This is a genomic window from Cobetia sp. 3AK, from assembly GCF_029846335.1.
Lineage (GTDB): Bacteria > Pseudomonadota > Gammaproteobacteria > Pseudomonadales > Halomonadaceae > Cobetia > Cobetia marina.
This window is the reverse complement of the sequence record NZ_JARWKR010000002.1, coordinates 127,614-144,519: the sequence shown is the minus strand read 5'-3', so window position 1 is coordinate 144,519 and position 16,906 is coordinate 127,614. Positions and strand designations below refer to the sequence as shown.

The following is a 16,906-nucleotide window of genomic DNA, read 5'->3' as shown; positions in this document are numbered from 1 at the left end:
ATGACTCTGTTCCTGGGGTGAGCGACGACAAGGTGGATGCACACGCCTTCGCGCGGGTGCGATCAAGAGGCGCAGATGATAAGACAAATACACCTCATCGGCGAATGATTCTCACATGCAGTCGCATCGCGCAATCGAATGGCGCGGATCGTCGACGCCAGATGGCAGATCGCCCCCGCTGCCAGAGGCAACGGGGGCGATCAGAGCGACGATTTCACGCCAGGGAGCAGACGTGCTCGCTCAGACGATGACGCCCTGGCTGCGCAGGTAGTCATCGTAGGTGCCGGAGAAGTCGACCACACCCTCGGCATTCAGCTCGATGATGCGCGTGGCCAACGAGCCGACGAATTCACGGTCGTGGCTGACGAAGATCAGCGTGCCCGGATAGTTTTCCAGCGCGAGGTTGAGTGCCTCGATGGACTCCATGTCCAGGTGGTTGGTCGGCTCATCCATCACCAGCACATTGGGCTGCTTGAGGATCAACTTGCCGAACAACATGCGGCCCTGCTCACCACCGGAAAGCACCTTGACCGACTTCTGGATGTCGTCATTGGAGAACAGCATGCGCCCCAGGGTGCCACGCACGACCTGTTCGCCCCCACCGGTCCACTGCGACATCCAGTCGTAGAGGCTCATGTCGTTGGCGAAGTCATGGGCGTGGTCCTGCGCGTAGTAGCCGACTTCCGCGGCGTCGGTCCACTTCACTTCACCGGCATCCGGGTGCATCTCGCCGACCAGGGTGCGCAGCAGCGTGGTCTTGCCGATACCGTTCGGGCCGATGATGGCGACACGCTCACCGGCGGCGACCGTGAAGCTGAAGTTCTCGAACAGGGTGTTGCCATCGAAGCCCTTGGCGAGCTTGTCGATCATCACCGCGTTGTTGTGGACCTTTTTGGTCTGCTCGAAGCGGATGAACGGGCTGACGCGTGAGGACGGCTTGATCTCGTTGAGCTGGATCTTGTCGATCTGCTTGGCACGCGAGGTCGCCTGCTTGGCCTTGGAGGCGTTGGCGGAGAAGCGACTGACGAAGGACTGCAGCTCGGCAATCTGCGCCTTCTTCTTGGCGTTGTCGGCCTGCAGCTGTTCACGCGCCTGGGTGGCGGCGGTCATGTACTCGTCATAGTTGCCCGGGAACAGACGCAGCTCACCGTAATCCAGGTCCGCCATGTGGGTGCAGACACTGTTCAGGAAGTGACGGTCGTGCGAGATGATGATCATGGTGCTGGAGCGCGCGGTCAGCACGCCTTCCAACCAGCGGATGGTGTTGATGTCCAGGTGGTTGGTCGGCTCATCGAGCAGCAGGACGTCAGGATCGGAGAACAGCGCCTGCGCCAGCAGCACGCGCAGCTTCCAGCCCGGCGCGACTTCACTCATCGGCCCCAGGTGCTGCTCGATGGGGATATCGAGGCCCATCAGCAGCTCACCGGCACGCGCTTCGGCGGTGTAGCCGTCAAGCTCGGCGAATTCGACTTCGAGGTCGGCGACCTTCATGCCGTCTTCCTCGCTCATCTCCGGCAGCGAGTAGATGCGGTCACGCTCGGCCTTGACCACCGCCAGGCGCTCGTGGCCCATGATGACGGTGTCGAGCACCGTGTATTCCTCATAGGCGAACTGGTCCTGACGCAGCTTGCCCAGACGGGTGTTGGGCTCGAGCATGACGTGGCCACCGGACGGCTCAAGATCGCCGCCGAGAATCTTCATCATGGTCGACTTGCCGCAGCCGTTGGCGCCGATCAGGCCATAGCGATTGCCACGACCGAATTTGGCGGAGACGTCTTCAAACAGCGGCTTGGCACCGAACTGCATGGTGAGATTGGCGGTAGAGATCACGAGGGAATATCCGTTTGGAATGAAAAGGTGGGCGGTGACGAAGCGTCACGCTGGCGCCGGATGATACGGGGTCTGGAATCGCGGTCCGTCAGGCATCAGCCACGGAAGAAGACTTCCAGCAGGTGATAGCCGAACTTGCTCTTCAGCGGCCCCTGCAGGGTATTGAGCGGGCCCTTGAAGATGGCGCGATCAATGCCGCCGACCATCTGGCCGGGGCGCACTTCGCCCAGGTCACCGCCCCGCTTGCCGGAAGGACAGGTGGAGTGCTTCTTCGCCAGCTTCTCGAACGGCTGGCCGCGCTCCAGTGACTGCTTGAGACGCTGCGCCTCGGCCTCGGTCTTCACCAGAATGTGGCGTGCCATGGCAATACGAGCCATCTCATGTCCTCTTGCAAGCGAATGCGTGCCTGTCTTCTCCCGGTTCGCGTTCTGTCTTCGAGGTGCCGTCCTGTCAGCGACGACCTGCGACAACAGGCGCATGACGAGGGACATGGCGGGAGGCCAGACGAAAGATGAGGGAGACAACAGCCAACAAGGTGAATCTGAAGGCGGGCATGATAACAGCTCAGGAAGACAGACGCTGCAGTGCGTGTTCGCAGCCGCTTCTGACAGGCGAGCCTCCGGTAACGCCAGACGCAGGCGCGGAGATCGAGAACCGTCTCGCGCCATCAGGTGTTGCCGGGGGATCTCGGAGCGTCACACCGAAAGAAGGAGGGGGGAACTGGCGACACGCAGATGCCTGGCAGGACATGCGCGTCAGAGACTCACGCATGTCCTGCCAGGCATCTACGCGGGCCGGGAAAGGCAAGGTTCCAGCCCATGCCATGTTCCCGGCCACTTGCTCACGCCTTCCCCGTCATCTTGCGCCGTCTTTCTAGAGCAGGCCGGCCTGGACATCCTCCTGTATGCCCTGAAGGCCGACATCGTCGCTCATCGGCGCCTCCTCATCATTGGAGACCGGAATCGCGTCGCCGTCCTCGAGCATGCTCATCATCGCGAGTGCATTCGGTGAGCCAGCCGGAGCCACATCCGGATCACGCGTGATCTGGAAGGACGCCAGATCCTGTGAACCGCCATTGAAGGTGATACGCAACACCTGCACCCCCTCCTCCAGGTCCAGCGTCAACGAGGGGCCATCGACATAGACTCCCCAGGCGCCGGAATTGGGCAGCGTGCCACTGGCCTCGTCATAGAACTCGCCATTCTTCTCCACCGAGGCCGTGATGCTGCGCCCATTGTCAGGAGCGGAGGTGACGAATGACAGCGTGTGAGCGCCGGCCTGCTCGACATCGATGGTGTACTCAAGCCATTCACCATCCTCTACCCAGCCTATCGCTTCCCCCTCACCGACGATATCCACCGGTGTATCGCGATAGTTCGAGCCGAACTGAGCGCTGGAGAGCTCGTTGTAGGCCTCCCCTTGCCCGCCTTCATCAAAGTTGACGGCATCGAGGCTGAGTCCCTCATTCGCCTGCACCTGCCAGGGGATGCCTCCCGCATTGAAGGCCTGCTGACCATCAAGGGAGAGCGAGAATCCCTGCAGGTCCATGGAACCGCCATTGAAGGTCAGTCGCAGCACCTGCTCTCCAGCCTCCAGGGTCACCTGGGCGGTCTCGGTACCCACGAAACTGGTCCAGCTACCGGTCGGTGATACCCCTACCGGTGTGGCGCTGGCGTACGGGGCGTCGGCCTCCTTGGCAAAGGTTGCGGTAATGCTGCGCTGCCCTCCCCCCGTGACTCCCAGGGAAGCCAGGAAGGCCATGTCGTAGGTACCGGCCTGTTCGACGTTCAAGGTGTACTCCACCCATTCGCCATCCTCGATCCAGCCGATGGCGCTGCCGCCGCTGGCCATGTCCACGCCCTCACCGCGAACATCGGTCCCCTCCTGCACCTCGCTGGAATCGTTGTAGGCGACATCCTGTCCGCCTTCATCGTAATTCACCGCCTCAAGGCTGAAGTCACTGCCTACCTGCCAGGGCTGACCATCGTCGGTGTGCGCCTGCTGGCCATCGTCCACCGGCGCCACCAGCGTCAGATTCAGCGAGGCCAGATCCAGCTGTCCGCCGTTGAAGGTCAACCTGAGCACCTGCTCACCTTCCTCCAGCGTGAAGGTCAAGGGACCCACATCGGTGAAGTTGGTGAAACCGTCGGTGTCCGGTACCGCCACCGCCTGGCCCTCGGTATAGAAGCTGCCGTCCTGCTCGAAGGCGGCGGTGATCGACTTGCCGTCGGAAGTCGCCGAGGCGGAGAAGTTCAGCTCATAGGTGCCCGCCGTCTCGACATTCAGGGTGTACTCGAGCCACTCACCGTCGGCCACATAGCCGATGGCCAGACTGCCATTGGAGATATCCACCGCTTCGTCGGAACGGAAGCCATCGCCCTGGTGGGCCTGCGTGGTGTCGTTGTAGGCGACGCCCTGGCCACCGTTGTCGAACAGGCGCGCCTCCAGTGTCAGGCCATCGCTTCCCACCGCCCAGGCAGTCTCGCCGGCATTGAAGGCGCTCTGTCCCACCGGCTCGGGATTGTCGAGGAAGTTCGGCACACCGTCGTTGTCATCGTCGTCGTACAGATCCACTCGTCCATTGCCGTCAGCATCTTCCGCCCCTGCGGGATCGTAGGTAGTGACGTTCTCCACCAGGAAGATGTTGTCGTTGTAGTCGTAGTTCACCCCCGCGTAATCCTGGATCACGATATAGGTATCCGGGATTTCGTTGCCGGCGGCGTCCCTGGCCACATACACACGGATCAGGTGGCCATCATTCTCGTCCCAGTTGAGATTGTTGCCGGGAGTGCCGATGGCATCGACGGTGTCCTCATGGAGGTTGGCGTCGGGATCGGACCAGGAAATATAGCCCTGGCGGCCCGATATCTCAGCGAAGAAACCAAAGGGCGCATCGCGATCCAGGGTGGTGGTGGTCAGCAGATCTCCCTCATTGAGCGTGCGTGGCAGCAACGTCTGACCATCGGCCTCGTCGTGGGCCAGCACCTCGTCGATATCACGACTGTCGACGTCGTGGATGAACAGTCGTGCCACGTCGCCCTGGGTGTGGTAAGCCGCCAGCTGAGTGATCTTGATCGGCGAGCCACCATCGGCGCGCTGGAAGTACGGAGACAGGATCTCATCGCCGTTGGCCTCCACCAGCCCTCCCTGGTTCATCTGCCCTTCGGCAACATTGGTCGAGTAGCCGAAGGCATCGATGATCTCCTGCACTCCCGGTTCCTGGCCGCTTTCTGAGCGATTCTGGGCCAGGCCGGCAAGCTCGATGACCTTCTCTCCCTCATCCGCATCACTTGAGGTGATGATCAGGCTGGACTCGTAGAGGCTGCCATCGTTGGGGTCGTCGGCGATGAAGCGCACGATCACATCGACTGACTCACCCGGCTCCAGCGTCACCGCAGTGAAGGCCTCCGTCAGCTCGAACAGCGTCGCATCACTGACCTCGACGCGACTGATGTCGAGACTCTCGAAGCCATCGTTTCTCAGCGTAACGGTCACCTCGTCATGCACCTCCTGCGCGGCATTGGCCGGATTCTCGATGCGCGACATCACCAGGCGATCGTTGGAAGGCACGCCGTCATTGTTGATGACCGTCAGCTCACCACCAGACACCGGTGTCACGCCCTCGATGAGGAACATGTTGTCGTTGTAGTCATAGTTGATCCCGGTGTAATCCATGATCCCCAGGTAGGTGTCGGGGATCACGTTGCCCTCGGCATCGAGAGCCCGGAACATGCGCACGGTATAGCCGCGCTCGATACCCTCGGCATCGGCCGGCGGGGTGCCGCCTCCGGTCGGGTTGAGTGACGGGTCCGTGGACAGATTGGCCACTTCGATACCGAACACGCCACTTCCGGCCCACCCGGCCGGGATATCATCGAGCCCGAAGGTCGCGGTGGCGAAGTTGCCGTTGCCCAATACCGGCAGGATCGACTGGTTATTGTCGCCCGCGTGATTGGAGAAGATCACGTCCTGCCCCTTGTCGCCGGGGTTGTGGATACCCAGCGTCGCCCCGCCACCGCCGTGATAGGCCGCCAGCTGGGTGATCCTGGCCTCGCCAGCCCCCTCGGCCAGAGACCAGTAACGCGATAGCACCTCGTCATCATTGACCGGGCGATACAGATCGAAGTCGTTGAGTACCGAATTCTCCCCGCCACCGACGGTCGACAAGCCTTCGATACGGTTACCGAAGCCGAACACCTCCCACACCTCGTTGACGTTGGGCTCCCAGCCACCCTCGTCACGCGCCTGCCAGAAGCCTGCCATGTGGATCTCGGCGATCGGAGAGTCGGCATCGTTGGTGGTGAGGCGGATACGGCCCTCGAAGACCCCATCACCGGCATTGTTGGACGGCGCGGTGTAGCTGTCCCGGTCGAACAGCACCGTGACCTCGAGGGATTGCCCCGCGGCCAGCGTCAGGCCATCAAACACCTCGGGGTCCGCCAGCGTGAAGGGGCCGTCGATGTCGGCATCGAGCACTTCCAGCACATCGCTGCCGGTGTTGGAAATGGTGACCGTGGCACTTTCCTTGAAGTCACGATCGGGATTCGAGCCGCTGTTGTCGTCCAGATAACTGAAGTGCAGGCGATCGGAGTAGTAGGCGGCATCACCGCTCTCTACCACGATATCGGCGTCGTCGCTGCCGACCACCGGCATCACATCGAGATAGTCGAGATCATCGGCACCATCGGCGGTGGACACCGCACGCAGGTTGTACTCCACCCCGGCCTCGAGCTCGACATAGGTACCCTCTTCACCAGCGTCACCCACTCCCGGATAGGCCAGCAGTTTCACCGACTGCCCGTTGAGCGTCAGGGCCAGGCCCTGACCATCATCGGCGCCCGCGTTCGCGGCCAGATCCAGACGATAGAGTCCGCTGCTGTCCACGCTGAAGTAGAAGTCGGCGGTCAGCTCGTTGAGGGTGCGTGCGCTGTCACCGCTCTCGAGCTCGATGCGCGCCCCGTTCGAGACATCGGCATAGACCGGGATGAAGCTGTCGGACGGTGCATTCGGCACCTGCAGCAGATCGATGTTCGGCCCCACGGCACCCGGCGCGGTCAGGGTGATGGTGTTGCTGCCCTGCTGCAGAGCGACCAGCGTGTTCTGGAAGAACCAGTCGCTCTCGTCAGCGTTGCTCTGGCCTTCGAAGTTCAACATCCCGAGGTCGACACCATTGATCGCAAGCCCCAGGGGACGGTCATCCTTGGTCGCGGCAAGCGCGTAGCGGAAGGCGATGTCATAGCTTCCCGTCTCGGCGACATCGAGTGTCCAGGTAATGGTCTGATCACCCGTTCCCGCGAAGTCGACGTACCCATCACCGGACGCGTTGCGATCATCATCGCTTGTCAGTACCACCACGGCGCCATCGAGCACTGCCCCCTCGGCCTCGTACTCATCGACGCCAGGCGTGGTATCCGGCGCTTCCTGCAGGATCTCCAGCTGGTCGATATTGGGGCCGGTGTCGGCGGTGGCCTGCAGGCGCACCGTGTTCTGACCACTGACCAGCGTCGCTGCCACGGCCTCGGTCAACCACTCGGCCCAGGCTGCATCCCCCGTCAGGCCGTCGGGCGGACTGAAGTCAAACACCCCGACACTGACATTGTTGACGAACACTTCCAGCGGGCGATCGGCATTGCCGCCGTTGGCATAGCGCAGATGCAGCACCGAGTCGCCAGCCTGCTCGGCATCCAGCTCGAACGTGAAGGTGAGGAAGTCGGCATTGGTAGACCCGAAGTCCGCATAGCCACCTGGCGTGCCGTCGGTATCGTCGGTATTGCCATCGAGCCCGAAGGCACCGGGGCGCAGGCCATTGGGCAGGTCCGGCTGGTTGGTCTCGGGGTTGTCGATGTCGCGAATCTGGATCTCGGCGTCCGTCCCCGTCGCGAGCGTCACGGCGGTGCCGTCGTCAGGCGTCCTGTCCTCGGCCTGAATGACCAGCAGCGAGACCAGCTCATCCGTCGGGTCGACAGGGTCCACGGGGTCGACCGGATCCACCACCCCGCCCGGTGCCGGGTCGAGGCGAATGATCTGGCTCTGGCCATTGCCGCGATTCAGGGTCAGCAGATAAAGCTGGCCGGTGACCGGATTCTCGATGATGTCCAGAGGGTCGACGTAACTGATGACGTTGCCCTCAGGATCACGCAGTACGTCATCGCCAATCACGTTGCCGTTGGCATCCAGCGTGATCGAGCGCACGTCATCACCGCCGGAGTACTCGGTGAACAGGACGTTGCCCTGCAGATTGCCCCCGAAGACATCACTGGTGTATTCCACTGCGCCGTTGGGCGAGCGATTCTCGCCGAGCGAATAGACACCCGAGATATCGTAGGTGCCCTCGGGGTTGGTGCCTGTCGGATACTTGTCGACCTGATTGGGGTCGGTGGCACTGGTCGGATTGCCGCCGTTCAGGATGTACTCGTCGCGCAGCGGGTTGGGATGCCCGTAATAGCCTCCCTCGACGATCTTGAACAGATAGTCATCCTGCTTCTCGACACTGGTGTAGCGCTCGTCCTCCGGTGTCGACGGGTCATCCGGCACGTTGCCGCCTGCCGCCGAACCGTTGGTCGGCACGTACAGGAAGCCATTGGAATGCCACACCAGGTCGTAGGCGTTGCGCGCCCCGGTGGCAAAGATCGTCAGCACCGCGTCGCTGGCATAGGGGTCGTAGTAGGACTCGAGCACGTTGCCGGACTCGTCCTGCACCGTGGCGACACCACGATCATCGAACACCAGGAATTCGCCATTGCCCATCGGGATCGGGTCGTCCTTGGGATGGCCATCCGGGTCATCGAAGCGAGTATTCTGGCCGTTGTCGGGAAGCGGCTCGGTAGTGACATCGAAGCCACCGGGAGGCGCATCACGGGTCGGGTCTATCTCCATCACCGCGGCATTCAACAGACGCTCCGGACGATTGCCCCAGGCGCTGTCCGGCTCGCCCATGGCAGAGTTGGAGCCTTGGATCAGATACAGCAGATGACTCGGGACGTCGGGATTGGTCTCGGCGTCGTAATCCGGATTCGCGCGGAACTCCAGGCTGTTGGTCACGTGGTCGCCATTGGAGCGTGGCAGGCCAGTGATGTAGGGCTCGGCGGTGCCCGAGAACTCGCTACCGCCCTCCAGGGTGATCTTGGTGATCCGGCCACTGAAGTCGGGCACGCCGTTGTCACGGCCAGACAGCGGGATCGGATAGTTGTCGGTGATCCACAGCACGTCGGGATCGGTGGGGTCGATCACCAGCCCGATGATCCCGCGGCGATCATTGCTGGCATCGGCCCCGTCCTGATGGAAGTAATCGCTCGGCAGCGAAAGCTCCTGACGGTTGCCGAGGGAGCCATCGACGGGGTCGATGTCGTAGCGCAGGATCTGCCCCCCAATGGTCGCGATGTACATCGTCGAGCCATCGGCGGTGATCTCCAGCGAGGTGAAACCGAAGGCGTTGTCAGAGGCACCGTCGAGTTCCACCACGTCATTGAAGGCCACATCGCGAGCGACGATCTCCGGGGCTTCGCCGGTGATGAAGGTGTTGGTGTATTTCTGGAACTCACGGGTCGGCGCGTCCAGGTCGTCGTTGGCGCCACGATCCTGGAAGCCGTCGATGATCAGCGTATAGCTGGTGAACTCCTTGAGCGTCTGGCTCGGCGAGATGGTCAGGGAATCGAAGCCACCGGTGGTGTTGGCGTTGAAGCTGACCTCCTCTCCGGTCAGCGTCTCGATCAGCCGGATCGAACCGTCAGCCAGGCTCTCGAGCAGCGCCCCGCCGCGGCCGTCCACCACCGAGATGCCGACGAAGATGTCGGACGTCGGGTCGACCCCGCTCGGCAGGCCGCCGTCGTCGGGATCCAGATCGACTTCCACCTCGTTGTCACCGACCCCAGCGATGGCGCGCGCGTCAGTGAAGAAGGCGTAATCCTCGGCGGCGATGCGATCATCTTCCGGCGTCAGGTCCGGCAGTGCCTGGATCTCGAGGTACTGGATCTCGGTGTTCTCGTTGTCGAGCCCCAGGGAATCCAGTGTCAATCGCCCATCACTGACCTGCACGATGCGGGTGACCAGATCCGAGCGGAAGCCATCGGTATCATCTGACGGATTGCCGTCCGCCGGGAAATCATCGGGCCGGAACGGGGTGAAGGGATCATTGAACAGCTCGCCCTCGGCATTGAGCACGTTGCGACTGTCGTAGGGCCCGGAGGTATCCCCGATGGAGACGGTGACCTCGTAGTAGCCATCGTCCAGCTCGATCTCCCAGCCGGCGCGCACATAGGCGCTTCCCGGCTGGTCGAAGTGGGCGTAGGTGCCCTGGCGCGGGTCGAGCCCGGCGATGTCATCGGTGCGATCATTCACCGCCACGCTGGTCAGCGCGCTGATGTCCAGCGGCTCGGTGCCGGGCTCGCCGTCGTAGATCGACGCCTCGGTGATCCAGCCGTACTGATGGGTCTGGCCGTCCACGGTCACCGATTGGGTGCCGAAGGCCTTGCCGTTGTCGGCGATGTAGCCATCCGGCACCGCGGTGCCTTCGGGCTGGAAGTTGATCTTGACCGAGAAGCGCTCGCCCGGCTCCACCGGACGCTCCGGCACCACGCCATCACGGCTCACCGTCAGGCTGTCGATGTTGGGGCCGGCGTTGCCCAGGTTGGCAAGGCGAATGGTATTGTCGCCGGCCTCGAGCTCCACCTCGAGCGTCGTGGTGGTCCAGTTCTCCCAGCCGGCGGCGTCGGTCCCCGTGGAGGCAAAGGCCAGATTCCCCTGACTCAGCCCGTCCACCAGGATGTCCATGGGGCGATTCGCGCCGTTGGAACCGGCATTGGTATAGCGAACCTCCAGGGTGTAGGTACCGGCCTCATCGACCGCCACCTGGAACTCGGCGGCGTCACCGGCATCGGCTCCCATGTCCAGATAACCGGTGCCGGTAAAGTCATCCCACAGCCCATCTGGCCCGGAGGCGACATTGGTTTCCGGATTGTCGGCATCGCGCACCTGGGTATCACCGTCGGTATCGATGATGGTCAGCGCCTCGCCCTCGATGGCGAAGTTGAATGCAGGCGTGCCGTCGCCTTCCGCGAAGCTGACCACCTCGCTGGCGTTGGCCTCGTTGCCGGTGGCATCGGTGACGAACAGCGAGACGGCGAGATCGCCGCTCTGATCATCGAGCTGGCCGCTCAGATCCAGCGTGATGTTGCCATCGGCGTCCGGCGTCACTGCCTCACGGGTCGCGCCGCCGTCGAAGGACACGGCAACGCTGATCACGTCATCATCGATGCCGGAGACGTTGAAGACTGCCGCCGCCAGCTGACTGGCATCGAGAGTGTCGTCAGCCGCGACGATGGCGAGATCGCCGTCCTCATCGGCACTCACATCCTCCGGGATCGGGCCGCTTCCGGCGTCGGTCACTTCGATGCGATCGATGTTGGGACCGGTGGTGGCGCCAGCGGGAATCGCCAGCACGATGGCGTTGCTGCCCGCCTCCAGGCTGACGGTGAAGGTCTCGAAGACCCAGTGGTCGAAGCCTTCTTCCCCGCCGCTGCCGTCCGGGTCCGTGCTGGCCATGGCCAGCATCAGCGGATCGCCGCCATTGATCACCAGATCCAGCGGACGATCGGTATTGGTGGCGTAACGCACACTGATGTCGTACTGACCGGCCTGGGCCACCTCGATCTGCCAGGCGACGTTATCGCCAGCCGTGTCGCCGAAGTCCAGATAGCCGGTACCGGAGAAGCCCGGCCGCAGACCGTTCTCCAGATTCGCATTGTCTTCGGGATTGTCGGCATCGCGCACTACGGTATCCGTCGCGTTGGCACCGTCATCGAAGCTCGTCACCGTGCCGTCTTCGGCCTGCAGACGCAGGGGCGAGAACGGTGCTTCATCGACATCATTCACGGTGACCGAGAGCTGCGCGGTGGTGGAGAGGTCGCCGTCACTGACGCTGACCTCGACGTCATAGACGCCATCTTCGTCATCATCGACCGCCAGCTCGAAATCGCGAGCACTGGTGAAGCTCAGCACGCCGGTGGTGGCGTCAATGGTGAACAGCGGAGAGTCAGCCCCGCCAGTGATGGCGAATACCGGCGCGTTGAGGCCGAGAGTCCCCCCGTCTTCATCGACGAGCGGGATCGCGCCAATCTCGGTCAGGTTCTCATCCACTGCAAACGCGGTCTGGTCGATGGCGATGCTCTCATTGAGATCTGCCACGGTGATCAGGGTGTCCTGTGACACGCTGTCCTCGCCATCGGTCACCGTCACGGTCAGCTCGTAGACACCATCTTCATCACTGTCGGCGGCCAGCTCCGCGTCCGGTGGATTGAGGAAGGCGATTCCTCCACTCGCCACGTCGTAGGTGAAGAGCGCGGCATCGGCACCGGACAGCGTCACCGTCAGGCTGTCACCATCGGCATCCTCAATCACCAGACTCGCCACGCCTGCACTGTTCTCGTCGACACTGATCGCGGCACCGAGTCCCGCCAGGGTCGGGGCAGTATTGACCGGCTCATCGATACGCTCGAATTCAAGCGAGTCGATACGCATCAGCTCGCCACCGGCACCACGCAGTTCGAGGCTTGCCAGATCACCGGCGGTGACCTCGAAGGGCGTCTCGAAGACGATTTCCTTGCGGTTGCCGCTCTGGCCAGCATTTCCGCGCGCGCCACTGCCGACGAAGGTGCCGAAGTCGTCGTTCAATACCACGTCGGCGCTCAGGCTATCGGTTGTCGTGTTGCGCGCTTCAAGCACGGTGTCACCGATGGTCAGGGTCAAGGTGCCTTCACCGTCGGTTTCATCGAACACATAGAGGCGTGCGATGTACCAGCCCGGCTCCACACCGCCCGCCGAGAGATCAGTGCCGATCGTCGCCGGCGCATTGCTGGTCAGACGAATCAGCTGCTCGTTGGACGCCGACGCACTGCCGGTGACGATCAGGTTACCGGCGTCGAGATCCGTGAAATCTTCCGCCTCGATCGTGATGCTATCGCCAACCTGGGTGCCTTCGATGATGAAGCTCAGCGACTGGGTCGCTGACAGACCACTCGGGTCGGTGGCGCGCACGACAACATCGAAGGTGCCCCCTTCACTTGGCGTGCCTTGAATGACGCCATCGATCACCTCGAGTCCGGCAGGCAGATCCTCGGCCGTCAGTGTCAGGCTGTCGCCATCGGCATCGGAGAACAGCGAGGCGAAGTCCGCCAGCGGAATCTGGAGGAAGCTCTCGCCCACCTCTCCAAAGTAGGGCTCGAGAGCGGCAGGCTCCGCCACCGGGGCGTCGTTGACGTTCTCGATGCTCAAGGCGAAGTCGGTATCGGTACTGGCGGTGCCATCATCGGCGGTCACCGTGATGGTGTAATCGCCCGGCACCAGACCAGCGAGGCTCCCGGACAGCACAGTGTCGCTGACACTCAGCCCGTCCACGGTGACCGGCAGGCCATCGCCATCGGTGACCCGGAAGCTGAAGGCGAGGTCATCGCCATCGTCATCGACGAAGGGCAGGTCAACCTCGAGATTCGCGCCTTCGTCGAGACTCAGATCAGCGATGCCACCCCCCACCACGCGCGGTGCGCTGTTGGTGTCATCGACATCGGCTTCTGACAGGCTTACGCCACTGAAGCTCGCACTGCCCTTGGCGCCCACATCATCGTCGTTGACGAAGACCAGCGAATCGAGGGTGATGCCCGCATGCGCCGAGAGATCGATGGTGAAGCGCAAGGTGCCATCGCCATTGTCGATGCCCTGCCCACGCAGATCGACAAAGCCACCCTGCGTCTGGCTGCCGCCCAGCTGATAGACACTGTTTCCGCCATTGAACGGATTGGAATCGGCATCGAAGCCGATGGCAACGATCTCGGGGACCGGCGAATCGGATATGGCCACATCCAGGGTCAGGATGCTGCCACTGGTGATCGTGTAGTCCTCCGGCAGGGCTGCCCGCTTCCAGACATTGTCGTTCAACGTCAGAGTGCCACCGTCGTCTTCCACCACCGCCCCCGTGCCAACGGTGGGATTGTCCTGGGTCGCGTTGTAGGCGCTGATCGTGGCGTCATCGAAGGTGACATCCAGCGTCACGCTGCCGACGACGGCCAGCGTGACTGCCTCCGCGACACTCGCCTCATTACCGGCGGCATCGGTCACGATAAGGGTCACGATCACATCGCCCGGGGCCTGTGTGGAGAGATCGACCGTCAAGGTGTCGCCATCGCTGACAACGGACTGACGGGTCACGCCGCCGTCGAAGCTGATCTCGAGAGTCGAGCCGTCATCGATCCCCGCGACACCGAATACCACGCTGGCGCTGTCATCCGCCTCGATGGCATCTTGCGGGCCTTCGAGTGCCAGGTCGCCCCCCTCATCGGCGGTGGTATCCAGCGTCAGTGCCAGGCTCTGTTCGGCACGGTTGCCGAAGGCATCCATGGCGATCAGCGTGACCGACAGATCGCCATCAGCGAATCCCGACAGGTCCAGCGTGAAGCTGCCATCCGGGTTCGGCACCACCTCCTGGACCGTGATTCCCTCATCGAAGGTCACGCCGACGAAGGTGATGTCGGCATCCAGTCCGCTGACGCTGAAGCCCGCTTCACCGACGGTCGCGCCATTGAGCAGGGGGTCTACGGCGGTAAAGGTCAGCACAGAGGCATCGGCATCCGCCACGACATCCCCTACCGGGCCCGTGCCCGCCGTGGTGACCTCCAGGCGATCGACATTGGGCCCATTGCTGCGCCCATCAGGGATCGTCAGCGTGACGGTGTTGTCACCGACCTCCAGACTCGTCGTCAGGGTGTGGTAGCTCCAGACATCGAAACCCTCAGGGTCGACGTTGCCGGCGTTGGGGTCAGTCCCGACAAAGGCGAGCTCGGAGGACTCGCCGTCATTGATCGAGAGAGCCAACGGACGCGCGCCATTGCTGGCATAGCGGAAGTTGAGGTCGTAGTCGCCCGCCTCGGCCACATTGACGGTGAAGGTCAGGCTGTCACCCGGCGCACTGCCGAAATCCACGTAACCGGTGCCGGAAAAGTCCGGGCGCAGTCCGACAAAGCCACCGGCCTCGGGATTCGCGGCGTCACGCACCACGGTGGCGGCCCCGTTGTCAGCGCCCAGCACGGCATCCTCGGCTTGCATCACGACTGGCGCAATCACCGGATCGACAGGCTCCACCGCATCGGCCTCCAGAAGCGCCACCTCGATCTTGTCGATGTTCGGCCCGTTGGTCGCGCCGCCCAGACGCAGGGTATTGCTGCCCGCGGCCAGCGTGATCTCCAGCGTCTCGGTCGACCAGCCCTCCCACGCGGAAGGCCCGCCATTGCCTGGCTGGTTGTCTGCGGGCACATCATCGACATCATCGGGGTAGTAATTCGGCGCAGTCACCGCTGCGAACTGGAAGGTACCAATCTGGCCTGGCGTCCCCTCATCGATGAGAAAGAGGCCAATGGGACGCGCCGAGCTGCTGGCATAGGTCACGGTGACGCTGTACGTGCCGGCGGTAGCCACTTCGAAAGTGAAGTCACCGTAGGCCTCGGCATTGCCCGATGCCCAGTCGAGATAGCTGGCGCCTTCGGTGCCGACCCGGAAGGTTTCCCTGCCATTGGTGAAGCTGGCGATATTGTCGAGAGTCACCACACGATTGGTGCCAGCGTCGGCGACATCAGACGTCGGGCCGATATCGAGATCCTCACCCTGAATGACGAAGACGTCCGGGTCCGGTGCACGCACTTCCAGATAGTCGACGTTGGGGCCACTGGCCCCGTTGGAGGTGAAGGACACCGTGTTCTCGCCCGCCTGCAGCTGAACGCGAATGGTACGCTCGCCGAACTCACTGAAATCAGTGGCGTCGCCGGTCAGGGTCGTGCTCGGCAGATCAAACATTCGATCCTGAAGTTCGCCATTGACGTCCAGGCGCAATGGGCGGTTGCGATCAGACCCATCGCCATTCTGGCTGAGCGCATACCCCAGCGCGAGTTCATATTCACCGGCCTCGGTGACGCTGAAGGTGAAGGTCAGCGTCTCACCGGTCGCGCCGCCGAAGTCCACGTAGGCAGTGCCTGATGCATTGGCGGTATTGGACGGATTATCCCCCCCTGTCACCACCTCGATACCGGCCCCACCGATGGAGGATGCATTGCCATCTCCGTCGTCATCGCTGAGGTCTTCGGCCTCGATACGAAGGGTAGTGAAGCTTTCCGGTGCGATGAGCGCCGCCGTGGCCAGAGGGGCAGGTTCGGCCAGCAAGGCTGGCCCTGTGCCCGCGGCAGGTTCATCACTACTGGTCAGTAGCGCCTGGGCGGCTTGCGGCGTGTCCTCCTGGCCACTCACCTCCTGGTCACTCACCTCCTGGTCACTCACCTTCTGGTCACTCACCTTCTGGTCACTCACCTCCTCGGCGACGACATCCGGTGACTCGACCTCGAAGCCGAACTGCTCACCAGACCCGGGCAGTACCTCGCCTCTTTCGTCCAACGCTTCGATCATCATCTTGAGCTTGCCTGATAAAGGGGTAGGCAGATGATCAAAGACAAAGGGACGCTCAAAGCGCTCAAATACCGACAGTCGATCCTGCGCATCCTCGAATGTCATTCGCATTGACTTGATGGAATCCCCCCACGCTGAGGGAAATGGCGTGACCATTATCTCGTGATCCTGGAACGTCTTTCCCTCAAGACGATCACCACTCCTGATACGTGATGCCATGGACTCAAGACGACTCGATACGAATGACATGGAATACATTTTCCCTACCCCTCGAATAATTTTTAGTGGCGATTTCTACGCCATCTTGAGACCTCACGACACGACGTCCCTCACCGGCAATGAATCCCCGATGACGTTCCACTCTCCAGCGCTTTCCCAAAGAGTTAGAACATAACCGGCAAAGGCTCGTAAACCCGTCAAAAACGAGTCTAGACGCGGCCTATCGCAAGACAAGAGGTATTTCCACTCACCCTCGAAATGGCAATATGCATCAGATTCCCACATCAAAATAAACTCAATGAAAACAATACAGTGAATGCTTTGAAATAATAAAACACCACCTCTATAAACCCTCGATACGACTTGCGTGAGGAGAAAAACAATGCTGAATACCAGAGAAGATAATCTTGTCGAAAGC

General features: G+C 62.2%; 3 protein-coding genes. All 3 read right to left on the bottom strand.

The window, feature by feature from the left end:
- Positions 1 to 240 precede the first annotated feature (240 nt).
- The 3 genes from QD228_RS03125 to QD228_RS03115 all read right to left on the bottom strand — a co-directional run bounded on the left by QD228_RS03125 (position 241) and on the right by QD228_RS03115 (position 16,272).
- The gene (locus tag QD228_RS03125; protein ID WP_077375479.1) at positions 241 to 1,830 is read right to left on the bottom strand and encodes an ABC-F family ATPase; all 1,590 of its coding nucleotides are present in this window, start codon (positions 1,828 to 1,830) and stop codon (positions 241 to 243) included.
- 95 nt (positions 1,831 to 1,925) lie between these two features.
- Positions 1,926 to 2,207 carry a peptidylprolyl isomerase gene (locus QD228_RS03120; RefSeq protein WP_077375482.1) on the bottom strand — a complete coding sequence of 94 codons (282 nt, stop codon included), beginning with the start codon at positions 2,205 to 2,207 and terminating at the stop codon, positions 1,926 to 1,928.
- 496 nt (positions 2,208 to 2,703) lie between these two features.
- Positions 2,704 to 16,272, bottom strand: coding sequence for a carbohydrate-binding protein (locus tag QD228_RS03115; protein WP_279874365.1), 13,569 nt, complete (start codon positions 16,270 to 16,272; stop codon positions 2,704 to 2,706).
- Positions 16,273 to 16,906: the final 634 nt, after the last annotated feature.